At 63.9% G+C, this 25,498-nt stretch carries 29 protein-coding genes; 20 read left to right on the forward strand and 9 right to left on the reverse strand.

All coding sequences use genetic code 11. The features are described 5' to 3' along the window. Positions 1-49 precede the first annotated feature (49 nt). Genes crtA through bchO form a run of 4 tightly spaced genes read left to right on the forward strand, consistent with a single transcriptional unit; the run spans position 50 to position 4,305 of the window. A complete protein-coding gene (gene crtA / locus ACFOGH_RS10600) occupies positions 50-778 on the forward strand; it encodes a spheroidene monooxygenase (RefSeq protein WP_380073040.1) in 729 nt (242 codons plus the stop codon). Beyond that, entirely contained in the window at positions 775-1,779 is a 1,005-nt protein-coding gene (gene bchI, locus ACFOGH_RS10605; RefSeq protein WP_380073041.1) for a magnesium chelatase ATPase subunit I, read from the forward strand. The genes crtA and bchI overlap by 4 nt, the downstream gene beginning before the upstream one ends. Next, positions 1,776-3,425 carry a magnesium chelatase subunit D gene (locus ACFOGH_RS10610; protein WP_380073042.1) on the forward strand — a complete coding sequence of 550 codons (1,650 nt, stop codon included), beginning with the start codon at positions 1,776-1,778 and terminating at the stop codon, positions 3,423-3,425. Before bchI ends, ACFOGH_RS10610 begins: the two co-directional genes overlap by 4 nt. Position 3,426: 1 nt before the next feature. After that, positions 3,427-4,305, forward strand: coding sequence for an alpha/beta fold hydrolase BchO (bchO, locus tag ACFOGH_RS10615; RefSeq protein WP_380073043.1), 879 nt, complete (start codon positions 3,427-3,429; stop codon positions 4,303-4,305). Here the strand turns inward: bchO and hemC are convergent. Continuing rightward, positions 4,302-5,237 (reverse strand): hydroxymethylbilane synthase, encoded by a 936-nt coding sequence (gene hemC, locus ACFOGH_RS10620; RefSeq protein WP_380073044.1) that lies wholly within the window; start codon positions 5,235-5,237, stop codon positions 4,302-4,304. The two genes, bchO and hemC, sit on opposite strands and share 4 nt — an antisense overlap. Positions 5,238-5,315: 78 nt before the next feature. Between hemC and hemE the strand changes: the two genes are divergently transcribed. The 3 genes from hemE to ACFOGH_RS10635 all read left to right on the forward strand — a co-directional run bounded on the left by hemE (position 5,316) and on the right by ACFOGH_RS10635 (position 8,593). Then, positions 5,316-6,341 (forward strand): uroporphyrinogen decarboxylase, encoded by a 1,026-nt coding sequence (hemE, locus tag ACFOGH_RS10625; RefSeq protein WP_380073045.1) that lies wholly within the window; start codon positions 5,316-5,318, stop codon positions 6,339-6,341. 142 nt (positions 6,342-6,483) lie between these two features. Then, entirely contained in the window at positions 6,484-7,695 is a 1,212-nt protein-coding gene (locus ACFOGH_RS10630; protein WP_380073046.1) for an aminotransferase-like domain-containing protein, read from the forward strand. Positions 7,696-7,699: 4 nt separating this feature from the next. After that, positions 7,700-8,593: a DMT family transporter gene (locus ACFOGH_RS10635; RefSeq protein ID WP_380073047.1), complete on the forward strand. Its 894-nt coding sequence runs from the start codon at positions 7,700-7,702 to the stop codon at positions 8,591-8,593. A 177-nt stretch (positions 8,594-8,770) separates the two neighbouring features. Here the strand turns inward: ACFOGH_RS10635 and hemF are convergent, their stop codons facing one another. After that, positions 8,771-9,625, reverse strand: a complete 855-nt coding sequence (gene hemF / locus ACFOGH_RS10640) for an oxygen-dependent coproporphyrinogen oxidase (RefSeq protein ID WP_380073048.1) — start codon at positions 9,623-9,625, stop codon at positions 8,771-8,773. A 102-nt stretch (positions 9,626-9,727) separates the two neighbouring features. Between hemF and ACFOGH_RS10645 the strand changes: the two genes are divergently transcribed. Beyond that, positions 9,728-10,117 (forward strand): hypothetical protein, encoded by a 390-nt coding sequence (locus ACFOGH_RS10645; RefSeq protein ID WP_380073049.1) that lies wholly within the window; start codon positions 9,728-9,730, stop codon positions 10,115-10,117. A gap of 9 nt (positions 10,118-10,126) precedes the next feature. Here the strand turns inward: ACFOGH_RS10645 and ACFOGH_RS10650 are convergent, their stop codons facing one another. Then, complete coding sequence (locus ACFOGH_RS10650) at positions 10,127-11,095, reverse strand: class I SAM-dependent methyltransferase (protein WP_380073050.1); 969 nt, start codon at positions 11,093-11,095, stop codon at positions 10,127-10,129. A gap of 9 nt (positions 11,096-11,104) precedes the next feature. Then, on the reverse strand, positions 11,105-11,425 hold the full coding sequence (gene clpS / locus ACFOGH_RS10655) for an ATP-dependent Clp protease adapter ClpS (protein WP_380073994.1): 321 nt from the start codon (positions 11,423-11,425) through the stop codon (positions 11,105-11,107). Positions 11,426-11,572: 147 nt separating this feature from the next. Here clpS and ACFOGH_RS10660 point away from each other — a divergent pair, with 147 nt between their 5' ends. From ACFOGH_RS10660 to ACFOGH_RS10670, 3 genes are all read left to right on the forward strand, one after another. Then, a complete protein-coding gene (locus ACFOGH_RS10660; protein ID WP_380073051.1) occupies positions 11,573-12,280 on the forward strand; it encodes an HAD family hydrolase in 708 nt (235 codons plus the stop codon). 151 nt (positions 12,281-12,431) lie between these two features. After that, positions 12,432-13,994 (forward strand): serine hydrolase, encoded by a 1,563-nt coding sequence (locus ACFOGH_RS10665; RefSeq protein WP_380073052.1) that lies wholly within the window; start codon positions 12,432-12,434, stop codon positions 13,992-13,994. Next, entirely contained in the window at positions 13,995-14,675 is a 681-nt protein-coding gene (locus ACFOGH_RS10670) for a fumarylacetoacetate hydrolase family protein (protein WP_380073053.1), read from the forward strand. Between the two features lie 384 nt (positions 14,676-15,059). On the opposite strand, the gene ACFOGH_RS10675 is transcribed toward ACFOGH_RS10670, so the two are convergent. Then, entirely contained in the window at positions 15,060-16,007 is a 948-nt protein-coding gene (locus ACFOGH_RS10675) for an L-threonylcarbamoyladenylate synthase (RefSeq protein WP_380073054.1), read from the reverse strand. Positions 16,008-16,131: 124 nt separating this feature from the next. On the opposite strand from ACFOGH_RS10675, the gene ACFOGH_RS10680 reads away from it, so the two are divergent. The 5 genes from ACFOGH_RS10680 (at position 16,132) to ACFOGH_RS10700 (ending at position 20,241) form a co-directional block, all read left to right on the forward strand. Further along, on the forward strand, positions 16,132-17,829 hold the full coding sequence (locus ACFOGH_RS10680) for an acyl-CoA dehydrogenase (RefSeq protein ID WP_380073055.1): 1,698 nt from the start codon (positions 16,132-16,134) through the stop codon (positions 17,827-17,829). Continuing rightward, positions 17,826-18,854 (forward strand): MBL fold metallo-hydrolase, encoded by a 1,029-nt coding sequence (locus ACFOGH_RS10685; protein ID WP_380073056.1) that lies wholly within the window; start codon positions 17,826-17,828, stop codon positions 18,852-18,854. The genes ACFOGH_RS10680 and ACFOGH_RS10685 overlap by 4 nt, the downstream gene beginning before the upstream one ends. Positions 18,855-18,863: 9 nt before the next feature. After that, on the forward strand, positions 18,864-19,364 hold the full coding sequence (locus ACFOGH_RS10690) for a DUF6173 family protein (protein ID WP_380073057.1): 501 nt from the start codon (positions 18,864-18,866) through the stop codon (positions 19,362-19,364). 98 nt (positions 19,365-19,462) lie between these two features. After that, positions 19,463-19,597, forward strand: coding sequence for an aa3-type cytochrome c oxidase subunit IV (locus ACFOGH_RS10695; protein ID WP_380073058.1), 135 nt, complete (start codon positions 19,463-19,465; stop codon positions 19,595-19,597). Between the two features lie 23 nt (positions 19,598-19,620). Continuing rightward, the gene (locus ACFOGH_RS10700; RefSeq protein ID WP_380073059.1) at positions 19,621-20,241 is read left to right on the forward strand and encodes a hypothetical protein; all 621 of its coding nucleotides are present in this window, start codon (positions 19,621-19,623) and stop codon (positions 20,239-20,241) included. Positions 20,242-20,301: 60 nt separating this feature from the next. Here the strand turns inward: ACFOGH_RS10700 and ACFOGH_RS10705 are convergent, their stop codons facing one another. Together ACFOGH_RS10705 and ACFOGH_RS10710 are read right to left on the reverse strand one after the other, a co-directional pair. Beyond that, positions 20,302-20,625 (reverse strand): AzlD domain-containing protein, encoded by a 324-nt coding sequence (locus ACFOGH_RS10705; protein WP_380073060.1) that lies wholly within the window; start codon positions 20,623-20,625, stop codon positions 20,302-20,304. After that, positions 20,622-21,326, reverse strand: a complete 705-nt coding sequence (locus ACFOGH_RS10710; RefSeq protein ID WP_380073061.1) for an AzlC family ABC transporter permease — start codon at positions 21,324-21,326, stop codon at positions 20,622-20,624. The genes ACFOGH_RS10705 and ACFOGH_RS10710 overlap by 4 nt, the downstream gene beginning before the upstream one ends. Before the next feature lie 81 nt (positions 21,327-21,407). On the opposite strand from ACFOGH_RS10710, the gene mobA reads away from it, so the two are divergent. From mobA to ACFOGH_RS10730, 4 genes are read left to right on the forward strand one after another with little or no spacing between them, the layout of a single operon-like run. Further along, positions 21,408-21,995 carry a molybdenum cofactor guanylyltransferase MobA gene (mobA, locus tag ACFOGH_RS10715; protein ID WP_380073062.1) on the forward strand — a complete coding sequence of 196 codons (588 nt, stop codon included), beginning with the start codon at positions 21,408-21,410 and terminating at the stop codon, positions 21,993-21,995. Further along, the gene (gene mobB / locus ACFOGH_RS10720) at positions 21,992-22,489 is read left to right on the forward strand and encodes a molybdopterin-guanine dinucleotide biosynthesis protein B (RefSeq protein WP_380073063.1); all 498 of its coding nucleotides are present in this window, start codon (positions 21,992-21,994) and stop codon (positions 22,487-22,489) included. The genes mobA and mobB overlap by 4 nt, the downstream gene beginning before the upstream one ends. After that, positions 22,449-23,324 (forward strand): molybdopterin guanine dinucleotide synthesis, encoded by an 876-nt coding sequence (locus tag ACFOGH_RS10725; RefSeq protein ID WP_380073064.1) that lies wholly within the window; start codon positions 22,449-22,451, stop codon positions 23,322-23,324. The genes mobB and ACFOGH_RS10725 overlap by 41 nt, the downstream gene beginning before the upstream one ends. Next, the gene (locus ACFOGH_RS10730) at positions 23,321-23,905 is read left to right on the forward strand and encodes a GNAT family N-acetyltransferase (RefSeq protein WP_380073065.1); all 585 of its coding nucleotides are present in this window, start codon (positions 23,321-23,323) and stop codon (positions 23,903-23,905) included. Before ACFOGH_RS10725 ends, ACFOGH_RS10730 begins: the two co-directional genes overlap by 4 nt. 15 nt (positions 23,906-23,920) lie before the next feature. On the opposite strand, the gene ACFOGH_RS10735 is transcribed toward ACFOGH_RS10730, so the two are convergent. Together ACFOGH_RS10735 and greA are read right to left on the reverse strand one after the other, a co-directional pair. Further along, a complete protein-coding gene (locus tag ACFOGH_RS10735; RefSeq protein ID WP_380073066.1) occupies positions 23,921-24,928 on the reverse strand; it encodes a hypothetical protein in 1,008 nt (335 codons plus the stop codon). 36 nt (positions 24,929-24,964) lie between these two features. Further along, the gene (greA, locus tag ACFOGH_RS10740) at positions 24,965-25,435 is read right to left on the reverse strand and encodes a transcription elongation factor GreA (RefSeq protein WP_380073067.1); all 471 of its coding nucleotides are present in this window, start codon (positions 25,433-25,435) and stop codon (positions 24,965-24,967) included. Positions 25,436-25,498 lie beyond the last annotated feature (63 nt).

The following is a 25,498-nucleotide window of genomic DNA, read 5'->3' on the forward strand; positions in this document are numbered from 1 at the left end:
TTCCTTTGCAGCAGCCGCAAAAACTGTAAGACTATTCTGACACATCCCCATGCCTGCGCCTGTGAGGTCTGCCATCAACACCGTGAGTCTCTCGCTCTTTCGATTTGCCTCGCTGCCCGCCCGGCTTTGGGTTTTCGGGCAAATGGGGGCGGCGCGGCTGTCTTTCATGCGGATGCCCGAGGTGGGGTTCTGGAAGCTGTGCGGATCGGGCACGGGCGAAGGTTTCACGCCGAAACCCAATACTGCGGTTTGGGCCATTCTTGCGACCTGGCCCGATGCGGCGACGGCGCGGCGGGTGATTGACGCGGCCCCGGTGTTCAAGCGCTGGCGCAAGCATAGTGCTGAAAACTGGACGATTTTGTTAGAGCCGACTTCGGCCCGCGGGCAATGGTCGGGGCGCGCGCCGTTCACCGCGACGGATGCCCCCAATACTGGCCCCATCGTGGCGCTGACGCGGGCGACGATGCGGGCCTCGACGTTTTTGCGGTTCTGGCGGCGGGTGCCGGATATCTCGGCGGCGATCGGGCAAGACCCGAATGTGATCTTCAAGATCGGCATCGGCGAGGTGCCGTTGCTGCATCAGATCACGTTCTCGATCTGGCCGGATGCGGCGAGCATGGCGCATTTCGCGCGGGGTGACGGGCCGCATGGCCGCGCCATTCAGGCGGTGCGGGCGGAGGGGTGGTTTTCCGAAGAACTTTACGCCCGGTTTCGGATTCTGGACGATTGGGGCACATGGGGCGGCATCCGCCCGCTGGCTGTGAAGGACGCTGCATGAGCCAACCTTTTCCGTTTTCCGCCATCGTTGGGCAAGCGGCGATGAAGCAAGCGATGGTGCTGACCGCGATTGATCCCGGCATCGGCGGGGTGCTGGTGTTTGGCGACCGGGGCACCGGCAAATCAACGGCGGTGCGGGCGCTGGCGGCGCTGTTGCCCGAGATTTCGGCGGTAGAGGGCTGCCCGGTGAACTCGGCCAAGGTCGAAGATGTGCCGGACTGGGCGGGGGTGACATCGGGCAAGATCGTCAAGCGCCCGACCCCGGTGATCGACCTGCCGCTGGGGGCGACCGAGGACCGGGTGGTGGGTGCGCTGGATATTGAGCGGGCGTTGACGCGCGGCGAAAAGGCGTTCGAGCCGGGGCTGCTGGCGCGGGCCAATCGGGGGTATCTCTATATAGACGAGGTCAACCTGCTGGAGGATCACATCGTCGATCTGCTGCTGGATGTGGCGCAATCGGGTGAGAATGTGGTGGAGCGGGAGGGGCTGTCGATCCGCCACGCGGCGCGGTTCGTGCTGGTGGGGTCTGGCAACCCGGAAGAGGGCGAGTTGCGGCCGCAGTTGCTGGATCGGTTCGGGCTGTCGGTTGAGGTGGCATCCCCGCGCGATATTGAGACGCGGGTTGAGGTGATGCGCAGGCGCGATGCGTATGAGAATGACAACGCGGCCTTCATGAAGAAATGGCGGGCGAAGGATAGCGGTTTGCGCAAGGCGATATTGGCGGCGCGGGCGGCACTGCCGGGGCTGAAAACACCGGGGGTGGTGCTGCATGATTGTGCGGCATTGTGCATCGCCTTGGGGTCGGACGGGTTGCGCGGTGAGTTGACGCTGCTGCGGGCGGCACGGGCGCAGGCGGCGTTTGAGGGGGCGGATACGGTCACGCGCGGGCATCTGCGCAGCGTGGCGGCGAGTGCCTTGGGGCATCGGTTGCGGCGTGATCCGCTGGACGAGGCGGGATCGGGCGCGCGGGTGGCCCGCACCATCGCCGAAGTCTTGCCGTGAGTGAGCCGCTGTCGCCCTGGGGCCGGGTTGAGGCTGCGCTGGCGGTGCTGGCGGTTGATCCGGCGGGGGTGAAGGGGCTGTGGTTAAGGGCGCGGTCTGGCCCGGTGCGCGATGCGGTGATGCAGGCGCTGCCGGTGGCGCGCAGGATACATCCGGGGATTGACGATGTGGCGCTGTTTGGTGGGGTGGATCTGGCGGCGACGTTAAGTGCGGGTGCGGTGCGGCGCAGTTTGGGGATATTGGCGGGCGATGCGCCGGTGGTGCTGACGATGGCCGAACGCTGCCCCCCTGCCCTAAGCGCGCGGCTTTCGCTGTGGCTGGATGGCGCGGGGCCGTGTCTGGTGGCGCTGGATGAGGGGGCAGAGGCCGAGGAGGTTTTGGCTCCTGCGCTGGCGGATCGGTTGGGGTTGTTCCTTGATCTGGGCGATTTAGGCTATTCGGAGGTGGGTGCGCTTGCGCTGGATCAGGTTGCGGATGCGCGGGGGCGGTTGGCGGGGGTTTCGCTGCCTGCGGGCGCGTTGGAAAGCCTGACCACGGTGGCGCTTGCGATGGGTATCGCCAGCCTGCGTGCGCCGCTGTTAGCGCTGGCGGTGGCACGGGCGCTGGCGGCTTGGCGGGGGGAGGTTGTGGCCTCGGAAGACACCCTGCGCCATGCGGCCGAGTTGACGCTGGCGCATCGGGGGGATTTGCCGCCCGTGGCGGAAGAACAGGACAGCGCCCCACCACCGCCGGAACCGGGTGAGGCGGAAGAACAGCAGACCCCGCAAAGCGACCGTATCCCGGATGAGATTTTGCTGGAAGCGGTGCGCGCTGCCCTGCCCGCTGACCTTTTGGCGCGGCTGGCGGCGGGCAAGGCGGCACGGGTGGCGAAGGGTAGCGGCGGCACGGGCGCTGCGCGCAAGGGCAACCATCGCGGGCGGCCTCTGCCACCAAGGCCAGGCGTGCCGGGGTCGGGCAAGCGGATTGATCTGGTGGCGACCTTGCGCGCCGCCGCGCCGTGGCAACCACTTCGCAGGCGCAGCCCGGATGCGACGCGGCTGGAGATCCGGGCGTCTGATCTGCGGTTGAAGCGGTATCAGGAAACCTCGGACCGGGTGCTGATCTTTGCGGTGGATGCCTCGGGGTCGTCGGCGCTGGCGCGATTGGCCGAGGCGAAGGGGGCGATTGAGTTGCTGCTGGCGCAGGCCTATGCGCGGCGCGATCATGTCGCGCTGATCGCGTTTCGCGGGGTAGCGGCAGAGCTGCTGTTGCCGCCGACCCGGTCGCTGGTGCAGACCAAGCGGCGGTTGTCGGGCTTGCCGGGGGGCGGTGGCACGCCGTTGGCGGCGGGGCTGCGGATGGCGTTTGATCTGGGCCTGCAAACCCGCGCGCGGGGGATGACGCCGACGATTGCTTTGCTGACCGATGGGCGGGGAAATATCGCGCTCGATGGCAGCGCCAACCGGGTGGAGGCCGAGGCAGATGCGCAGCGCATGGCGCGGCTGATCTGTGCGGCGGCGATTCCGGCGCTGGTGCTGGACATCGCCAGCCGCCCGCAAGCGGCGTTGCAGCGGATGGCGGGCAGCCTTGGGGCGGCCTATGTGCCGCTGCCGCGCGCCGATGCACAGCGGCTGTCGGGCGTGCTGCAAGCGGCATTGGGGGCCTAAGATGCAGGCGCCCGCGATCCCTGTTGACTGGCCACACCGCAACGCCTCGCAACACGTGCGCGGCAAGGGCCATCTGTGGCATGTGCAGGATATGGGCGCGGGTCCGGTGGTTTTGCTGCTGCATGGCGCGGGCGGGGCGACGCATAGTTTTCGCCATCTGATGCCGTTGCTGAGCCCCGATTACCGGGTAATCGCGCTGGATTTGCCGGGGCAAGGTTTTACCGTCTTGGGCAACCGCGCGCGCTGCAATCTGGATGCCATGGCCGAGGATATCGCCGCCCTTATCACCCAGCAAGGCTGGCAACCCTTTGCGATCATTGGCCATTCCGCCGGAGCCGCAGTGGCGCTGCGGCTGGCTGAAATCGCCCCGCCGCAAGCCGTGATCGGCATCAACGCCGCCTTGGGCGGGTTTGAGGGCGTGGCGGGCTGGCTGTTTCCGGCGCTGGCGAATGTGCTGGCGCGGCTGCCTTTGGTGCCGCAGCTGTTCAGCAAACTGGCGGGGACGCAGCGGCAGGTGCATCAGCTTTTGGCCTCAACCGGGTCGCGCATCGACGAAGGCGGAGAGGCGCAGTATCTGCATCTGTTGCGCCAGCCGGGGCATGTGGCGGCAACGCTGGCAATGATGGCGCAATGGCAGTTGGATGGATTGCTGAACCGCCTGCCGCAGCAGAAGGTGCCCTGCCTGCTGATCACCGGAGCCGCTGACCGCGCGGTGCCGCCTGCAGTGTCACAACGCGCCGCCGCCGCCATGCCCCATGCCGAATGGGCCCCCCTGCCCCGCTTTGGCCATCTGGTGCACGAGGAAGCGCCGGATCAGGTCGCGGCCCTGATCCGCGACTTTCTGGCCCGCGAGACAAAGGCGAACCCGCTATGCGCTTAGGCGAAAAACCCATCGCCCGCGCGGCCCAGCAGATCATCGGCGAGGCTTTGACCCAAGGCGGTTGCATCGGCAATACCGCCGCGAATGTCACCCGTGATCACGCGGCTGCCATCGGGGCGCAGAATCTCGCCGCGCAGCCAAAGCTGATCGCCCTCCAGAACCGCAAGCCCCGCGATCGGGGTTTCGCAAGAGCCATCCAGCCGCGCCAGAAAGCCCCGCTCGGCGGCGAGTTGCTGGCCGGTGGGGATGTGGTGAATTGCGGCCAGCATGGCTTCGGCGCGCGGATCGTTCTGACGGCGTTCAACGCCAATGGCGCCTTGGGCGACGGCGGGCAACATCTCGGTCACTTCAACCGGGCGAGCGACCTCGGCCATGCCAAGCCGGTTCAGGCCCGCCATCGCAAGGAAGGTCGCCGCAGCCACACCGTCATGCAGCTTTTTCATCCGGGTTTGCACGTTGCCGCGAAACTCGACCAATTGCAGGTCAGGCCGACGATGCGCCAGTTGCGCGCGCCTGCGCAGGCTGGAAGAGCCCACCACCGCGCCCTGCGGCAAATCCATCAACCCGCCGCCGTTCAGCGTCACAAAGCCGTCGCGCACGTCCTGACGCGGCAGGTAGCAATCCAGCCACAGGCCATCCGGTTGCAGGGTGGGCATGTCTTTCATCGAATGCACGGCGATGTCGATGCCGCCTGCCAGCAGGGCCTCTTCGATTTCGCGGGTGAACAGGCCCTTGCCGCCGATTTCTTTCAGCGCGCGATCCTGAATCTGGTCGCCGGTGACTTTGATCACCACAACCTCGAACGCCTCGACGGGCAGGTCGTAGGCTTGCATCAGGCAGCGGCGCACCTCATGCGCTTGCCACAGGGCCAGCGGAGAGCCGCGGGTGCCGATCTTGAAGGGTTGGGCGGGCGTGGGAAGGGGCTGTGTCATGCCTGAAGGAGTAACGGTGTCAGTCTGCGCTGACAACACCCACAAACGATTTGGCGAATTTCTATATCTGGAGTGTCCATGAAACTGATCCTGCGCGCCCTTGCGGGCGAAACCCTGCCGACCCCGCCGATCTGGATGATGCGGCAGGCGGGGCGGTATCTGCCGGAATATCGCGCAACGCGGGCGCAGGCGGGGGATTTTCTGTCGCTGTGTTATAATTCGGAACTGGCGGCCGAGGTGACGTTGCAGCCGATCCGCCGCTATGGCTTTGATGCGGCTATCCTTTTCGCCGATATCCTGCTGTTGCCGCAGGCCTTGGGGGCGGATCTGTGGTTTGAGACCGGCGAGGGGCCGCGGCTGTCGACCATCACCACGATGGCGGGGGTTCGGGGGTTGAAGCCGAAGGAGGCTATCCATGAGACGCTCGGCCCGATCTATGAAACCGTGCGGATTCTGGCGCGGGAATTGCCGGCGGAGACGACGCTGATCGGCTTTGCAGGCGCGCCGTGGACGGTGGCGACCTATATGATCGCGGGCCGTGGCAGCAAGGATCAGGGTGCTGCCCATGCGCTGAAGGCGGCGGATCGGGCGACGTTCTCGGCGCTGATTGATGTGATCACCGAGGCGACGATTGATTATCTGTCGGCGCAAGTGCAGGCGGGGGCCGAGGTGGTGAAGCTGTTTGATTCGTGGGCGGGCAGCCTGAAAGGGCAGGATTTTCAAGACTTTGCGGTGAAGCCAGCGGCGCGGATCATCCGCGCTGTGAAGGCGAAACACCCCGGCCTGCCGGTGATCGCCTTCCCGCGTGAGGCTGGGGCGGGCTATGTCGGCTTTGCGCAGGCGACGGAGGCGGATTGCGTGGCGGTGGATAACTCGGTCAGCCCGGAATGGGCGGCGGCGCAGGTGCAGCCGAGCGGTTGCGTGCAGGGGAACCTTTCGCCGACGCATATGGTGACAGGCGGGCAAGAGCTGATCGACGCGACCCGGCGGGTGGTAGAGGCGTTCCGCGGCGGCCCGCATATCTTCAACCTCGGCCACGGCATCACCCCCGACGCCAGCCCCGACAACGTGGCGCGGATGGTGGATGCGGTGCGGAACGGATAGAACCGAGCGCTTGGGCCGCAACAGGCTCCATCATGGCGCGTAGGCGCAGCGAGCCTGTCCCACCGATCACATTTTAGGTCACAGTCATTGACTTACCCACCCCCCGGCGCAAATGTCTCGCAAACCGTTCGGGAGGATAGTCGTGCAGTGGAATAATGTTCTGGCAACCCGCAATTCGCGGATGAAAGCCTCGGAAATCCGCGAGCTTTTGAAACTGCTGGATCAGCCCGACATCATCTCTTTCGCGGGCGGTATCCCCGACCCGGCCTTGTTCCCGACCGAGGCGTTTCGCGATGCGTTTTCCGCCGCGCTGACCGGGCCGAAGGCGGGGGCTGCGCTGCAATATTCGGTGTCGGAAGGCTACAAGCCTTTGCGCGACTGGATCGTCGCCGAGATGGCCAAGATCGGCATCCCCTGCACCGCCGACAATATCCTGATCACCTCAGGCTCACAGCAAGCGCTTGATTATCTGGCGAAACTGATGATCTCGCCCAATGATACGGTGCTGGTGGGCTGGCCGACCTATCTGGGCGCATTGGGTGCGTTCAACGCCTATGAACCCACCTATGACCGGCTAGACCCCAACACCAACCGCCCCGCCGCCGATTTCGCCGCCCATGCCAAAGCAGCGGGTGGCCGGGTGAAATTCGCCTATCTGTCTGTCGATTTTGCCAATCCGACGGGTGAGACCATCGCCCGTTCGGCCCGCGAAGCGGTGATTGATCTGGCGGACCAGATGGATATCGCCGTGGTCGAGGACGCGGCCTATCAGACCCTGCGCTATGATGGCGATGCGATTCCGCCGATTCTGGCGCTGGAAATCGCCCGCAAGGGCAGCATTGAAAACTGTCGCACGCTTTATTGCGGCAGCTTCTCGAAATCACTCGCCCCCGGTCTGCGGGTGGGCTGGGTCTGTGGCGCGGCCGAGGTGATCAGCCGTCTGGTGCTGATGAAACAGGCCGCCGATCTGCATTCGGCGACGACCAACCAGATTGTCACGCATCACGTCGCCTCGACCCAGTTCGATGCCCATGTCGCCAAACTGCGCAGCACCTATCAGGCGCGGCGCGATCATCTGCTGGCAGCGTTGGCGCGTGAGATGCCCGAGGGCGTGACCTGGACCAGGCCCGAAGGTGGCATGTTCATCTGGCTGACTCTGCCCGAGGCGATGGACGGTGCCGACCTGCTGGCGCAATCCATCAAGACCGAGCGGGTGGCTTTCGTGCCCGGTCGCGCCTTCTTTGCCGATGGCAGCAATGGAAACACGATCCGGCTGTCGTTCTCTTGCGCGGATGAGGCTGCGATTGACGAAGGCATGAAGCGGTTGGGTCGCCTGATCCGCGCGCAAGGCTAAGGTCATGGCTAGTTTATGGGTGCTGGCAGCGCTACTGGGGTCATTGGGCCAAGTTGCGCGCAATGCCATGCAATCCAGCCTGACCCGGCAGATCGGCACGGTGGGTGCAACGCAAGTGCGCTTTCTGTTCGGGTTGCCGTTTGCGGTGCTTTTCCTTGCGCTGGTAACGCTGACCACGCGTGAGCCTATCCCAATCCCAAACCTGACCAGCCTTGGCTTTACCTTTGCTGGAGCCTTGGCGCAGATTGCAGCAACCGGCTTGATGCTGGTGGTAATGAAATCGCAAAGCTTTGCAGTGACAACGGCTTGGCTGAAAACCGAGCCCGTCATCGTAGCCCTAGCCGCAGCCCTGATCCTGCGCGATCCGATCAGTCTGCCAGTGCTCGCGGCAATCCTGATCGCGACGGCGGGTGTGATGCTGATGTCGGTCAAACCCGGCACCGCCGGTTGGCAGCTGGGTCGCCCTGCCCTGACAGGGTTGCTGGCGGGTGGGCTATTTGGTGCATCGGCCATCGGTTTTCGCGGCGGCATCGTGCATCTGGACAGCGGCGGCTTTCTGATCCGCGCCACTTCGACGCTGGCGCTCAGCCTGTTGATCCAGACCGCAACGCTGTTGATCTGGATGGCCGCCTTCAACCGCCGCGCGCTGGCGGCCTCATTCTCTGTGTGGCGCTCTTCGCTGCTGGCGGGGTTTCTCGGCGCACTGGCGTCGCAGTTCTGGTTTCTGGGCTTTGCGCTGACCTCTGCCGCCAACGTGCGCACGCTGGCGCTGGTCGAGGTGATCTTTGCCACCGCCGTCTCACGCTATGGTTTCAAACAACCCGTCAGCCGCCGCCAGATCCTTGGCATGGCGGTGATCGTTTTAGGCGTAGGCCTTCTGCTGCGCTTGCAGCCATAACACCGCCTTGTCTTCATCTTGGCTGAAATACTCCCGCCGGAGGCATCCGACATTTAGGCAAGGAGCCTCCGGCGGGAGTATTTCAGCCAAGATGAAGCCCGACACTGGCGAAAACCCACCCCGAGCGGACCTGGTGGCGGGGCACAAATTTTTAGCCAAATTGCGGTGAAAGAGCGGTCAGGTCCATTTCGCAATCGGCGGCAGGCTCATCAGCACGGCGTTGGCGTCATGGCCGGATTCTAGGCCGAACTTGGTGCCACGGTCGTAGACAAGGTTGTATTCGGCATAAAGCCCGCGATGGATCAGTTGCGCCTCACGGTCGGCATCGGTCCACACGGTCGGGAAGCGCCGCTCGGTCAGCGGCAGGAAGGCGGGCAAAAAGGCGCGGCCCACGTCTTGCGTCAGCGCGAAATCTTCAGCCCAATCGCCTGTGTTCAGATCGTCATAGAAAATACCACCTACTCCGCGCGCCCGGCCGCGGTGCGGAATGAAGAAATACTCATCCGCCCAGGCCTTGAACTTAGCGTAGTAATCGGGGCTATGCACATCGCAAGCCGCCTGCATGGCCGCATGAAAATGCGCAGTATCTTCGGCATATTCCAGACAGGGGTTCAGGTCGGCACCGCCGCCAAACCACCAGGCATGCGGCGTCCAGAACATGCGGGTGTTCATATGCACGGCCGGGCAATGCGGGTTGACCATATGTGCCACCAGGGAAATCCCGCTGGCCCAAAAGCGCGGATCGCTGTCCATCCCCGGCACACCCCGCGCCGCCATCGCCTTTTGCGCGCGCTCGCCCAACATGCCATGCACTTCCGAGACGTTGACACCCACCTTTTCAAACACCGCGCCGCCGCGCAGCACCGACATCAGCCCGCCACCACCATCTGCGCGGCTGGTCGGCGTTACCTCAAAGCGCGCAGCCGTGCCATATTTGGCCTCAAGCTCTTCAAACGCCTGAACAATCTGATTGCGCAAGGTGCGGAACCACGCCGAAGCCTGCGCCTTTTGCGTGCTGAAATCTTCGCTCATCGCTCACCCCTAGCGGCTAAAATCTGTCGGGCTGTGCCCGTGTTATGGCATATCAAGCGCAGCGCCCTATAGTAAAGCCAGCATCCTATTTGTGAGTCGGCCATGAAACGCTTTGTCCTGCCTGCCCTGCTGCTTTTGACCGCCTGCGGCACCCCGCAAGAGAACTGCATCAGCGGTGCCACCCGTGACATGCGCGTGGTTGATCGCCTGATCGCCGAGTCAGAGCGCAACCTTGAACGCGGCTATGCCTATGAAACCGTCACCCGCACCCGCACGGTCTGGCGGCCTTGCGAGTTTGGCGGTCGGCCCGGAACGCCTGAAGCACGGCCCCGCATGTGTCTAGATGATGAAGATTTCACCGAACAGCGCGTCGTCGCCATCGACCTAAACGCCGAGGCCGCCAAACTGGCCAGCCTGAAAGCCAAGCGTGCATCGCAAGCCAAGGCGGCAGGCCCGGCGATCAAGGCATGTCGGGCACAGTATCCCGAATGACTGCTTTGATCAGCGCGCGCGGATCGGATAGGATGCGCGCGTGACGCGAAATGCCGGATCGGTGCCGATTTCTTCGACCTGTTTGAACAGGCTGGTCAGCAGCTTGTCATAAGGCAGATGGCGATTGGCCACCATCCACAGGCTGCCCGAGGGGCTCAGCCCGCGTTGCGCCGCCGTGATGAACGCCATGCCCAGCCCAGCATCGGCCTCACGCGCGGTGTGGAAGGGGGGGTTCATCACCACCGTATCCCAGAACCGCGCGGGCTTGAATGTAGTGGCATCCGCCCAATGGAATTTGGCGCGCGCATCGGGAATATTGACGCGGGCGCAGGCCAAAGCATCGGCTTCGGCCTCGACCAGATCCAGTTCCTTCACGCCATCCCGCGCCAGAATCGCGCGCGAAAGATACCCCCAGCCTGCGCCCAGATCGGCCACGCGCGCGCCCAGTTTGGCAGGCAAAGCCGCCGCCAGCAGGACCGAACCGCGATCCGGCGCGTCGGCAGAAAACACTGCGGGCAGAGTCTGAAAGCCGCCCTCAACCTGCGCAGGCCTTACCGCCCAAGCCGCCAACTCTGGCCCCGGCGTAACCAACGCCAGCTTGCCATGCGCCTTGGACAAAGCCTCGCCCACCGCAAGGCCCAAAGCCTTGCACTCTTTCAACAAAGCCTCGACCCCGTCAGTCTTTTGGCCGTCCACAACGATTACATCAGCGCCCGCAGCCTCGGCCATCAACGCGCGGGCCTCGGCCTTGGCGCGGGGCACGCAGACGATGGCAACGCGGCCCACACCTTCGGTGCGATAGCCTTGGGCCGCAAAATAATCGTGATCCGGCTTGAACCCGGTTTTCACCACAACGCGGTCGTGCGGCAGCGCCGACAGATCATCCCCCGCCCTTGGCCGCAGCACCACGATGTCGCCTTGCGCAGGCAACACCAAAGCGCCGCTGTGCAGCGCCAATTCCAACCGGGCCGAGCGCATGACTGCCGCCTATTCTTTTTCCATGGTGCATTGCAGCGGATGCTGGTGACGCCGCGCAAAATCCATCACCTGCGCCACTTTGGTCTCGGCGATCTCGTAGGAAAACACCCCGACCACCGCCAGACCCTTTTTGTGAACCGCCAGCATGATCTCAAAGCTTTGGGCGTGGTTCAGGCCAAAAAACCGCTCGAGAATATGCACGACGAATTCCATTGGTGTGTAATCGTCGTTCAAAAGCATCACCTTATACAACGGCGGGCGCTGGGTTTTGCTTTTGGTCTTGGTCAGAATAGAGGTGTCATCGCCGGGGCCGTGTGGCGTATCGGACATCATCAGATCGTTCAGGCCAGCAATGGGGTTCACGCGGATAGGCTCCGTTTGGCAGATTCGGATTTTCGGTTGCTCTGGCGCAATATAGCGCATTTCTGCCTTGCGAAAAGACCCCCAGCCCGGATGATATGCGCACAAGGGGGCAATATGCTGACAACGATAGGTTTTGATGCCGATGATACGCTGTGGCAGAACGAAAGCTTCTTTCGCCTGACGCAGGATCGCTTTACGCAACTGCTGGCCGATTATGCCGAAGCCGAACATCTGCACACCCAGCTTTTGGCAGCCGAGCGGCGGAATCTGGGGCATTACGGCTTTGGCGTCAAAGGCTTCACCCTGTCGATGATCGAAACCGCCATCGAAGTCACCGAAGGCCGCGTGCCGTCGCTGGTGATTGCCGAGATCATGGCAGCGGGGCGCGAGATGTTGGCGCATCCGATTGAACTGCTGCCGCATGCCCGCGCGGCGGTGAAAACCTTGGCGGCCAGCCACCGAGTCGTTTTGATCACCAAGGGCGATCTGCTGGATCAAGAGCGAAAACTGGCGCAATCGGGCTTGGGGGATCTGTTTCACGGCGTCGAAATCGTCTCGGACAAGACCGCGAAATCCTATTCGGCGATTTTCGCCCGTCATGGCACCGGCGCAGATCAGGCATTGATGGTTGGCAACTCGTTGAAATCCGACGTGCTTCCGGCCATCGCTGCGGGTGCCTATGGCGTGCATATCCCGCATGGGTTGACCTGGGCGCTGGAACACGCCGATGCCCCGCATGAATCTGACAGGTTTTTCACCCTGCCGAGCCTTGCCGAACTGCCCGATCTTGTAGCAAAACTGGCAAATCACCACCATCCCTAGGGCGCAAGAGCCAATTTCGGCACATAAACCACAGTTTATACAGCCCAGAACCCCTTTCAGAATAAGGGGTTTTCCTGAATCAGATGCTGTGTTAGCGTTTTGCCAAGCAGAACAAGCCCCCGATCAATGAGGGGCAAACGAGGCAGACCAAATGGGCAAATCGGCACTGTGCCAGCTTGGGCAGTATTTTCGTCATATTCTCGTATTGGCAGCGCTGAGCGTTGTTGCGGCCTGTAGTGGCCCGCAGGAATCCAAGGCCGCGCCCTATGCGGCTTTCGTGATGGATGCGCGTACGGGTGAGACGCTGTATTCCGAAAACGCTGACACGCGGCTGCATCCGGCCTCGCTGACCAAGATGATGACGCTTTACATCACGTTTTCCGAGATTGAGGCCGGCAATGTCTCACTGGATACGATGATCACCGTGTCAAAAACCGCCGCTGCCCAGCCGCCTTCGCGTTTGGGCCTGAAGGCGGGGCAGAAGATTCAGTTGCGCTATCTGATCCGGGCTGCTGCGGTGAAATCGGCCAATGATGCCGCCGCTGCGATTGGCGATTACTTTGAAGGGACGCCCGAAAAATGGGGTGCGCGGATGACCCGCACCGCCAAGCAGTTGGGCATGAACAACTCCACCTTCAAAAACGCCAACGGTCTGACCGCCAAGGGCCATCTTTCGACCGCGCATGACATGACGATCATGGGGCGGCATCTGTTCTATGATTATCCGCAGTATTACAACATCTTCTCGCGCCGTTCGACCGATGCGGGTATCGCGACGGTTGCCAACACCAACCGCAAGTTTCTGGACAGCTACAAGGGCGCTGATGGCATCAAGACCGGCTACACCGGACCAGCTGGCTTTAACCTGACCGCGTCGGCCGAGCGGGACGGGGTGCGGATCATTGCCACCGTGTTCGGCGGCACTTCGACCCCGATGCGCAATGCCAAGATGACCGAACTGCTGGATCTGGGTTTCCGCAAGGCCAAGAAGGGCGGCGCTGGTGCAGCCCCGGTCATGCCAACTTACAGCGCCGATCAGGAACTGGTGGCGCAGGCCGATACTGCCGACACCGATATGGAAGAAGAAGGCGGCGGTGGCCCTGCCAAGACCATTCGTCTGGTGATGGCCGTGTCGTCTTCGCCCCGCCCGAATGCGCGCCCCGTGCATGATCCGGTGGCCGTGGCGGCGGTTGAGCAGGCAGGCAACGCCATGGCCGATGGCATCGCGGGTGCGCTGGCCGAGGCTACGGCAGAACCCGCCCCGGATTCGCTGGAGGCGCAAGCGGTGGAACTTGCAGCGGTTGAGGCCCCGGCAGAACTGACGATCAAGGCAACCGCAGCCAATCCGCAAGCGGTGCAACTGGTCGCGGCCCCCGTCAAGCCCAAGCACAAAGCCCCGATCTATGACGAGGCCGTCGTGGTCGCCGAGGTCGAAGAGCCCGCCACCGAAGAAGTTGTGACCAACGTCTCGACCTCGGGCGGCAAGGGCTATGGCATCAATATCGGGCGCTTCAACAGCTATGGCGAGGCGGACCGTGTGTTGATGAAAACCCTGCTTTCCGAGAATGCGACTTTGGGCGATGCGTTGCGCAAGGTGGTGCAAAAGGGTGGCGGCTTTGATGCGAACTTCCTGGGTCTGAGCCAGAAAGAGGCTGATCTGGCCTGCCGTCGGTTGCAGGCGCGTGGCGTGACCTGCTTTACGATGGGGTCGTAAATGGCCTTCGTGCTGCCGCCCGCCCCGGTGCCTTCGGTCGCTGTGGCGGGGGGCAGCGACCGCTTTGCGGTGCGGCGGATTTTCTGTGTGGGCCGCAACTATGCCGAACACGCCCGCGAGATGGGGCATGACCCCGATGCCGAGCCGCCGTTTTTCTTCACCAAGCCCGCCGATGCGGTGATCGATTCCGGGGCGTGCATCCCCTACCCTACCGCCACCGCCGACCTGCATCACGAGGCCGAACTGGTGGTGGCTTTGGGCGCAGGCGGCAGTTTTGTGGCCGAGGATCGCGCAGAGGCGCTGATCTGGGGCTACGCTGCGGGCAATGATCTGACCCGGCGCGATCTGCAAGCGCAGGCAAAAGCCGCGCGCAGGCCTTGGGATATGTCGAAGGGGTTTGACAACTCGGCGGTGGTCGGGGCTTTGCGGCCAGCGGATCAGGGTGTGCCTGCGGGGCGGATCCGCTGTCTGGTCGATGGCCGTGTGACGCAAGACGCCGATTTGGGCGAAATGATCTGGCCGGTTGCGGGCATCATCGCGCATCTGTCGCGGTTGGTGGCGTTGCAGGCGGGCGATCTGATCTTTACCGGAACACCGGCGGGGGTTGGCCCGATTGCGCGGGGACAGACCTGCGAGGTGCAGATTGACGGGCTGGAACCTGCAAGCGTGACGGTTCTTTAGCCGCTGAAAAGCTTTCCCATCTGGGATGCACTTGTGCTTTTGCGCGGATTTTTTGCGATTTTCCACAAGATATTGTGGTTCATCACTGATTTTGTCGGCTGTGACCTGAGGCTGATCGACTTTCATGGGGGGCAATCTGGCGAAGGCCATCGCCTTCGCCACGCGATGCAAGTGCCGCTGAAACCGCCGGGCCTTTAAGGCCCGTCCAGCGCCCGACCCGCCGATGGCGGGCGCTTCTCGCCCGCCGGGTCGGGCACCGGCCTTGTGGTGTGATTGATGAAGCGATTACAGGGTGGAACCGCACGCGCGGGTGGGGAAACGCAATGCGTTTGCTTTTTCCGCCCGGAACTGACTGTGCCCTAGCGCGAGATTGTTGAGCGTCCCCTAGCCGCGCGGCGCGGCGGCGCGGCGCAGGCGGTCGTTGATGGCGCGGCCCAGGCCCTGTTCCGGGATCGGGGCGACAGCGATCCGGCCCCCCTGCCCTGCCATCACATCGGCCTCGCGCAGCATGTGGAACAGGTTGGCAGCGGCCTCAATCAGATCGGCAGTTGCGGACAGGTTCAGGTCGGCTGGCCCCGGCCCGAAGCCGAGTCGCACTTCGCCGGGCAGGGCCGTGTCGGCGTTCAACCGCACGGCAGCACCGGGGGCGTAGTGCGAGGCCAACTGACCCGGCGCGTTGGGCTTTTCAGCGTTGCCGCCACTGGCAAGCGGCCCCAGCATCGCCTCGAGCGCCTCGGATGGCACACCGCCGGGGCGCAGCAGCGCGGGCGCGCCGACCAGCCCCAGAATGGTGGATTCCACGCCAACGCCACAAGCGCCACCGTCAAGCACGGCGTCAATGCGGCCAGACAGGCCGTCGATCACATGCACCGCGCGGGTGGGCGATACCCGGCCCGAGGGGTTGGCCGATGGGGCGGCGAGTGGGCCGCCGAAGGCGCGCAGCAGGGCCTGTGCTGCGGGATGGGCGGGGATGCGGATGGCGACGGTGTCAAGCTCTGCCGTGACCAGTGGCGACAGGCCCGCATCGGCGCGCAGCGGCAGCACAAGGGTTAACGGCCCCGGCCAGAACGCCCCCGCAACAGCTTCGGCGCGGGTATCGAAATGGGCAAAGGCTTTTGCGGCAGCAAGATCAGGCACATGCACGATCAGCGGGTTGAACCTTGGTCGCCCCTTGGCATCAAAAATCCGCGCCACGGCCAGATCGGATCGCGCATCGCCGCCCAGCCCGTAGACCGTCTCGGTCGGGAAGGCGACAAGGCCTTGGGCGCGCAGGATTGCTGCGGCGCGGGCAAGGCCTTCGGGTGTGGTGGCAAGCGTCTGGGTCTGGATCATCTTGTGACGTAGCGTAGGGCTTGAAGCGCAGGTCGGCAAAGCTAACCATAAGCAATCAGGCCCTTTACGCCTGATCCTTCGCCTTGCCAAGCCGCCAGCCAGATTTGCCGACCCGGAGATTGTCATGCCCTACCGCGCCCCGCTTGCTGATTTCACGTTTCTGCTGGAGGTGGTTGGGTTCGCCAATGTGGCCGCAACCGAGCGCTTCGCCGATGCCACGCCCGACACTGTGGCGGCGATCTTGGCCGAGGCGGGCAAGCTGTGCGAAACCACGCTGGCGCCGTTGAACCGGGCGGGTGACAAGGTTCCGGCGCGGCTGGAAAATGGTGTGGTGCGGACCTCTCCGGGCTTTGCCGAGGGATACCGCGCGATTGCCGAGGGCGGGTGGATTGGCATGGCGGCTGCGCCCGAGCATGGCGGCATGGGGCTGCCGATGGCGGTGGCGACCTGTGTGAATGACATGATGGGCTCGGCGTGCCTTGCGTTGCAGTTGAACCCGCTGATGACGCAGGGCCAGATTGAGGCGCTGGAGCATCATGCCTCGGATGCGTTGAAGGCGCTGTATATCCCCAAGCTGGTGTCGGGCGAGTGGTGCGGCACGATGAACCTGACCGAACCGCAAGCGGGGTCAGATGTGGGGGCGGTGCGCACCCGCGCCGAAGATCGCGGCGACGGGACTTATGCGATCACCGGGCAGAAGATCTACATCACTTGGGCTGACAATGATTTTTCCGGCAATGTTTGCCATCTGGTGCTGGCGCGGCTGCCTGATGGGCCTGCGGGGACCAAGGGCATCAGCCTGTTCATGGTGCCCAAGCTGATCCCGGATGCGGATGGCAACCCGGGCGCGCGCAACGATCTGAAGGTGGTGTCGCTGGAGCATAAGCTGGGGTTGCATGGCTCTCCGACTGCGGTGATGCAGTATGACGGCGCGCGGGGCTGGCTGGTGGGCGAGAAGCACAACGGCATGGCGGCGATGTTCACCATGATGAACAACGCGCGGCTGGGGGTGGGGATGCAGGGCGTGGCGGTGGCCGAAGCGGCGTTTCAGCAGGCCTTGGGCTATGCGATGGAGCGTAAGCAGGGGAAAACGCCGCTGGGGTCGGGGGCGATCATCGACCACGCCGATGTGCGCCGGATGCTGGCGCAGATGAAGGCCGAGGTGTTTTCGGCGCGCGCGATTGGCCTTGCCTGTGCGGTGGCGATTGACATGGGGCGGGCGACGGGGGCTGCGGAATGGCAGGCGCGGGCGGCTTTGCTGACGCCGATCGCCAAGGCTTACGGCACTGATATTGGCTGCGAGGTGGCGCATCTGGGCGTGCAGGTGCATGGCGGCATGGGATTTATCGAGGAAACCGGCGCGGCGCAGTTTGCCCGCGATGTGCGGGTGACGGCGATTTATGAAGGCACCAACGGCATTCAGGCGATGGATCTGGTGGGCCGCAAGATGATGGATCAGGGCGAGGCGGCGTATCGGTTGTGTGACGAGATGCAGGCCGCCGCCGAAGCTGCCCGCGCGCAGCACCCCGATCTGGCGGGCGCGGTCTGGACCGCGACCGAGGCGCTGCGTGAGGCGACCGAAGCCTTGGTCGCCATGCCGCCGCAAGATCGCTTTGCGGGTGCCGTGCCCTATCTGCGGGCATTTGCGCGGGTGCTGGGCGGGCATTTCCACATGGCGGCCGCCTTGGCCGATCCGGCGCGGCTGCCGCTGGCGCAGTTTGCCATCAAGCGGATGCTGCCAGAATATGCGCCGCTGCTGGCCCAGGTGCGTGAGGGCGCGGCGGGGCTGTATGCGCTGACGCCCGAGGCTTTGTCGGCGTGACAAGCGCCATCCATCATCCGTGGGACGCAGCCCCTGCGATGGGCGAAGCGGTTGAAATCGCACCACATATCCTGTGGATGCGCCTGCCGCTGCCGATGGCGCTGGACCATGTGAACATCTATGCGCTGGATGATGGCGATGGCTGGACGCTGGTGGATACCGGCATGTCCAGTCGCAAAACCAAGGCGATTTGGGACTCGCTGATCGCGGGGCCGCTGGCGGGCAAACAGGTGCGGCGGCTGATTGTGACGCATCATCACCCCGACCATATCGGCCTTGCGGGCTGGTTTCAGCGCCAAGGTGTCGAGTTGATCACCACCCGCACGGCGTGGCTTTATGCGCGGATGCTGGTGCTGGACGAACAGGCGACACCCACGCCGGAATCCATGCTGTTCTATCAGCGCGCCGGGGTCGATACTGCGATGCGTGCGCAGAAGGCCGAAGAGCGCCCATTCAACTTTGCCGATGTGGTCGAGGCGATGCCGCAGGGCTTTACGCGCATTGCCGAAGGCGACACGCTGAGCGCGGGCGGGCGGCGTTGGTTGGTGCGTTTGGGGCAAGGTCATGCGCCTGACCATGCGACGCTTTGGAGCATGGATGACGATCTGATCATCGGCGGGGATCAGTTGCTGCCGGGTATTTCGGCCAATATCGGGGTGTATCCGACCGAGCCCGAGGCTGATCCGTTGGGCGAATGGCTGGACAGCACACGCGGGTTCGCACCGTTTGCGCGGATGGATCAGCTGGTGTTGCCGGGGCATAAACTGCCGTTCACCGGATTGCCGTTCCGGCTGATCCAGATGGCGGAGAACCACGAAAGCGCGCTGGACCGCCTGCGCGCGCATCTGGCCAAGCCGCACACCGCTGCACAGTGTTTCGTGCCGCTGTTCAAGCGCGAGATCACCGGCAGCCAGCACGGGCTGGCGCTGGTCGAGACGGTGGCGCATCTGAACTACCTCTTGAAGCGCGGCGAGGTTTCGCGTTTTCTGGATGCGGAAGGGGCTTGGGTCTGGCAAGCCACCTAAGGAGGTGCCATGACAAAACCGCTTGATCCCGCTGCCGAAGCCGCTTTGGGCGCCGCTGTCAGCAAGGCCGCGGGCCTGCCGCGTGCCCATGCCATTCACGCCGATCCGGCAGCACCGCTTAGCGCCGAACAACAGCCCCTGCCCGCTGCGCTGCAACGTCGCCCCTTGGCCGAGAAAAGCCCCGCCGAATGGGCTTACGAGCGGATCATCCTGTATATCCGCAACTTTGAAAGCCAGCTTGACGCCCAGCAAGAGATCGCCATGGGCTTTGCAGGATCAGAGGCGGGCGTGCTGAAGATCGAGGGTCTGGGCTTTTTCGAGCCTGACCTGCTGACCTTTTATGGCCGCGATGACGATGGCATGAAAACCCAACTGATCCAGCATGTCAGCCAGCTTTCCGTGATGCTGCGCGCGGTGCCGAAGGCCGCACCCGAGGCCCCGCCGAAACGCATCGGCTTTCGTCTGACAAGTGGCTGGATGGGCGGCGAGTCGGGCGATGGCTCGGCCTGAGGCCGCGACAATTTCTCTGCCTGCCGAATTGCGTCGCCCCGTGACAGTCGGCACTGAATCAGCTATGGCCTAGTCAACAACTCTGAAAGGACGCTCTTATGGCCGAACATAAACCGGGCAGCATGGACATTCGCGTGCAGGAAAAGACCTTTGACGGCTTTATCCGCATGGCAACCTGGGGTGCGATCATCTCGATCTGCGTGCTGATTTTCATGGCACTCGCCAACGCCTGATCCTTTAACGCCGGAACTGTAATATGACCTTCAAAGCCTTTGCCGTTCTGGCGCTTTTCGCGCTGTCTGCCTGTGCGGGTGACAACAAATGGGCGACCGATGCCCAGATGGCGGCGCCTTCGGCGCATTTCGTGGCCGAACCGCCGCGCAGCATCACCCTGTTCACGGTGCAAAGCACCCGTAACGGGTCGGGCGCGCATTCTGGCCTGCTGATCAACGCATCGGAACAGGTGATGTTCGACCCGGCAGGATCGTGGTATCACCCCTATCTGCCCGAGCGCGGCGACGTGCATTACGGCGTGACGCCGAAAATGGTCAGCTTTTACATCGACTACCATGCGCGGGAGACGTTCAACGTTATCGAGCAGACCGTGGTCGTCAGCCCGGAAGTCGCCGAACTGATCAAGCAGCGAGCCGAGGCTTATGGCTCGGTGCCCAGCGCGCAATGTGCGCATTCGATCTCGTCGATCCTGCATGGTGTGCCGGGGTTTGAGGCGATCAGCGGCACCTGGTATCCGAACAAGCTGATGAAGGAATTCGCGCAACTGCCCGGCGTGACGCGCAAGTTGATCACCGATGATGATGCCGACAACAACCACGGCGTGCTGATGGTGCAGGCAGGTCAGACGCCTCCGGCGCCATAACTTCAGGGTTTCAACCCGCCAAAGCCGCGCTGACCCCAGCGCGGCTTTTTGCTGTGCCGCTTACAGCAGAAACGGCAAGCCCAGCAGTGTGGCAACCCCGGCGAGCGCCGCAAAGATCATCTGCCGGGTGGCAAGGCCCACCACCACCGTCACCCCCGCCGCCAGAAGGCGTGCGGCGTCCGGCGTGCCTCCGGTCGCAGGCGGCCACAGCACCGCAGGCGCGACCAGCGCTGGCAGCACCGCCACCGCCGTATAGCGCAAGCTGCGTTGCAACCACCCCGGCAAAGGCCGATTGCCGAGCAGGCCCAGAAACGAAAAACGGATGGCATAGGTGGCCAGCCCCAGCACGACCACCACGATCCAGAACTGCGTGCGATCAATCATGCGGCAGACCTTTCGCGCCAGTATTCCAATGCGGCCCCCGCTGCCATGCCGATGGTCGAGCCAACCAGCAAGCCGGTGCCATAGGGCAGCACCGTCAGCGCCAGCGTCACCACCACGGAAAGCCCCGCCGCAAGGGCATGTGGCCAGCTTCGGATCATCGGCGCGGTCATCGCCAGAAAGGCAATCGGCACGGCGAAATCCAAGGCGTATTCCGGCGGAATCGCCCGCCCTGCCAAAGCCCCCGCCACGGTGGACCCCATCCACAGCGGCAGGACGGGTGTGACCGCGCCAAAGAAATACGCGGTCTTTTCGGACAGGGTCATTTCGGGCCGCTTGTCATATTCCGCCACTGACAGCGCAAAGCTTTGATCGACCAAAAGGTAAGCCATCACCGCCCGCACCCCCAAAGGCGCCGCGCCCACGTGCGGCGCAAGCGTCACCGAATACATCAGCATCCGCAGATTGACCGCCAAGGATGTGGCCAGGATCACCAGCAGCGGCGCTTGATCCTGCAACAGATGCAGGGCGGCGAACTGCGAGGCCCCGGCAAACACGCTGACCGAAAACGCCACGATTTCATAAAGTTGCAACCCTGCTTCCGAGGCCAGCAGCCCAAACAGCATCGCAAAGGGCACGATCACCACGGCAAAGGGCAAGGCCGCGCGCACCCCGCGCAGGTAGCTTTCACGAGCGGCAGACATCAACCCTCACCAGCTTGGATCGGCTTTACGCCGGATGCAGAACGGCTTAGGCGTTTGCTGGGTGAATTTGAAGAGGCCAAGGTGCGGATTTTTGGATGCGTTCTGGCAGGCGGGATGGGCCTTCGCATGGGGGCCGACAAGGCGCTGATCCGCTTGGGCGGCCAAACCCTGCTGGGCCACGCCATCGCCCGGCTGGAGCCGCAGGTGGAACGGCTGGCGATTTCGGCCAATGGCGATGCGGCGCGGCTGGCGGGCTATGGCCTGCCGGTGCTGGCCGATGAAATGCCGCTCGGCCCGCTATCCGGCATTCTTGCCGCGCTGCGTTGGGCCGCACCGCTTGGGGCCACCGCGGTTGTGACGCTGGCCGTCGATACGCCCTTTGCGCCCGGCGATCTGGTGCCGCAACTTTGTCTGGCCGCCGAAGCCAGCGCCACAGGCTGCGCCATCGCTCATGCCGCCAAGGATCATCCGGCTTGCGGACTTTGGCCGGTGGCGCTGGCGGATGCGCTTGCGGGGTTTCTGGCTTCGGGGGCCAAGCCGAAAGTGATGACCTTCGCCGAAGCCCATCACGCCGCCCGCGCGCAATTCCCCGATGAGGCCGCGTTTCAGAACCTGAACACACCCGCCGACCTTGCCGCCGCCGAAGCGCTGATCCGGGCCGCGTCATGAGGGTTTATGGCGTCATCGGCTGGAAAAACTCGGGCAAAACCAGCCTGATGGAGCGGTTGGTGGCCGAGATCACCGGGCGCGGATTTACCGTCTCGACCGTCAAGCATGTGCATCATGATGTGGATCTTGACCAACCCGGCAAAGACAGCCACCGCCACCGGGCGGCTGGTGCATCCGAGGTCGTTCTGGCCTCGGCGCATCGGTTTGCGCTGATGCGCGAACATCGCGGGCCCGAGCCTGACCTGACCGAAGTGCTGGCGCGTATGGCCCCGGTCGATCTGATTCTGGTCGAGGGTTACAAGCGCGATGCCCATGCCAAGATCGAGGTGTTCCGGCAGGAAGCGGGCCATGATCTGATCCAGCCCGGCGATGGGCTGGTGCGCGCCGTTGCCACCGATATGGATCTTGGCGCGCTGCCGGTGCCGGTGCTGGATCTGAACAACACCGGGCAGATTGCTGATTTCATTCTGGCCGAGGTCGGTCTTGCGGTTTGATCGGGTGATCGTGGCGGATTGGTCGGCTGCCTCGGCCCTGTCGCCCCCTCGCCCCTCGGCAGATGCGATCTGGCTGGGCAGCATCGACAAGAACGGCGCAAGCAGCCGCTATCACCGCAGCCGCGCCAGTGCCGAAGCCGCGCTGACACAGGCTATTGAAGCGGCACAGGCGGCAGGCGAAGCCTTGCTGATCGGCTGCGATTTCCCGATGGGCTATCCATCTGGCTTTGCCGCCCGCCTGACGGGCAGCGCCAGCGCCCGCGCTGTCTGGGCATGGCTGGCCGACCACATTCAAGACGCGCCCGACAATAGCAACAACCGCTTTCAGATCGCCGCACAGATCAACCGCCACTTCGGCGGTGCAGGCCCGTTCTGGGGCCGCCCTGCCCGCCTTGATCTGCCCGATCTGCCCGCCACCAAGGCCGTGGACTACCCTGCGCTGGCGCTGTCTGAACGCCGCGCGGTGGAAACCGTGGTGCCGCGCGCGCAGCCGGTGTGGAAGCTTTACACTACGGGCGCGGCAGGCAGCCAAGGGCTGATGGGGCAGCCGATGATTCACCGCCTGTCACAGCGCCCCGGCGTGGCGGTCTGGCCGTTTGATCCACCGGGACAGATCACGCTGGCCGAAATCTACCCCTCGCTGCTGGCTCGCGCCGTGATGGCCGACCCTGCCCCGATCAAAGACGAGGCGCAGGTGAGGTTGCTGGCAGCTTCGCTGTTCACCCTGTCGCAACAGGGCAGACTGGCTGGGCTTTTCGATTGCCCTGCAAGCGCGGAGGAAGGCTGGATTCTGGGCGCAGGCCACAGCGCAACCTTGCTGGCCGCGCTGTCATGACCATAACCTATCAACTCGGCCTGCCCGATAGTCTGCGCGGGCAAGCGGTGGTGCTGTATTGGCAGGCCTTTGGCGGCAAGCTGGGCCGGGTGATGGGGCCAACCGCCAAAGCCCACCGCTTTCTGGACCGCGTGCTGCGCGCGCCGCATGCGATTGTGGCGCTGGATGAGGCGGGGCAGCTGCTGGGCATGGCAGGTTTCAAGACCCCGGCCGGCAGCTTTGCTGGCGGTGAAATCGCTGACATCCGCGCGATTTATGGCACGCTGGGGGCGGCTTGGCGCTTGCCGCTGTTGTGGATGCTGGGCGATGACACGCCGCCAGATCACTTTCTGCTGGATGGGATTTGTGTGGCCCCCAAGGCCCGCGGCTTGGGCGTCGGCAGCGCGCTGATCGGGGCCATCGAGGATCAGGCCCGCCAGCGGGGCTATGCGTGCGTGCAGTTGGAAGTGATCGACAGCAACCTGCGCGCGCGGGCGCTGTATCAACGATTGGGCTATCAGACGCTGAAAACCCAACCGCTTGGCTTGCTGCGCTTTGCCTTCGGGTTTGACGCGGCGATCACCATGGTCAAGCCGCTGTAGCGGCGCACGTGGGTGTCAATCGAAGGTGCCCGTCACCCGACCAAACAGCATGAAGGCGCGGGCGGTGCGGGTTTCGGCCAGATCAGACAGATCCTGATCGCTGGCCACCTTTTCAAACTCGGAAAATACACGGTCAAAGGTGCGTAGGAAATGGTGGGCGGCGTCGCGGAACACCGGGTCTTCGCGCATCCGCCCGGCGGTCAGCGCCAGAGATGAGCGGTCGCGCACGCCACCCAGGGCAGCGATGCCGCGCCCGCGTTCGCCGTTGGCAAACTTGCGCCACAACTCGGGCCGGGCGCGTTCGGGTTTCAGATCATCCATGAAGATGCCTTCCTGACTGAGCAAGGTCAGCACATCTTGCGCGGCGCGGATCAGTTTGGCGACGTTACGATCTTCCAGTGCCAAACGCAGGGCGCGGAAGCCTTCCTTGTCATCTGGGCTTTCGGGGAACTGCACCGCGCGGGTGAAATCCTGCACCGACAGCGGCGCGCGCAGGGATTCCGATGGTGTGCCCAGCGCCAACCCCGGCTGTTCGGCCTCGGGCTGCGGCTGCGGCGGCACCAGTGCCGCCTTGCGGTCGGCTGAAGGCACGCTGAGGCCGCTGTCACGGCGCGAGTTGAAGCTGGCGAGCGCGGTTTCGGTGTGTTTGGTGGCGGCGGCGATTTCATCGAGCTTACGCTCAACCGAAGGCCGCATACCGCCCTGCTGGCCTGCGACATAGGCTGCGCGCATCGCCTCGACCGTGGCCTGCAACCGCGCCGATTCTTCGCGCAAGGACCGGATCGAGCGCAATGTCGTCACTGCCGCCCAGATCAGCGCCAGCGGCAGGAACACCGCAAGCAGGGTCAACACATAGCCCAGCACACCCGATTCCACCGGGCCGGTGAGGAAATAGCCCCCGACGGCCACGACCCACAGCAGGCTCATCACCGCCGCGATCCATTCTGTCGGCGTGACCGCAGGATCCGCGTTGCCGCGCAGGCGCGACCCCAGACTGCGGGGCGTTTCTTCGGGTTCGGCCATGTCTTGGTCCCTCAGGTCTTGGTCCCGCAGCCGGGGTCAGATGTAACGGATCGACAGGATTTCGTAGCCGCGCGTGCCGCCGGGGGTTTTCACCTCGACCGAGTCGCCTTCGTCTTTGCCGATCAGCGCGCGCGCCAGTGGCGAGCGGATGTTCAGCAGATTACGCTCGATATCTGCCTCGGATTCGCCAACGATCTGATAGGTTTTCTCCTCGTCGGATTCCTCATCCACCAGAGTCACGGTGGCGCCGAACTTGATCGCGCCGGACAGCTTGGCGACATCAATCACTTCGGCCAGCGAGATGATCGCCTCAAGCTCTTTCACCCGGCCTTCGATGAAGCTCTGCTTTTCGCGGGCGGCGTGATACTCGGCGTTTTCCGACAGATCGCCATGCTCACGCGCCTCGGCGATGGCGCGGATCACGGCGGGGCGTTCCACAGATTTCAACTGCTTCAATTCTTCATCCAGAGCGGTGAAGCCGCGCCGGGTCATCGGGATTTTTTCCATTGGTCTCTTCACGCAAATAACAAGGTCACAGCCCGGTTTGGGCCATGACCTTGCGCCTCTTTC

It is taken from the genome of Cypionkella sinensis, assembly GCF_042646385.1.
GTDB classification, from domain to species: Bacteria; Pseudomonadota; Alphaproteobacteria; order Rhodobacterales; family Rhodobacteraceae; genus Cypionkella; species Cypionkella sinensis.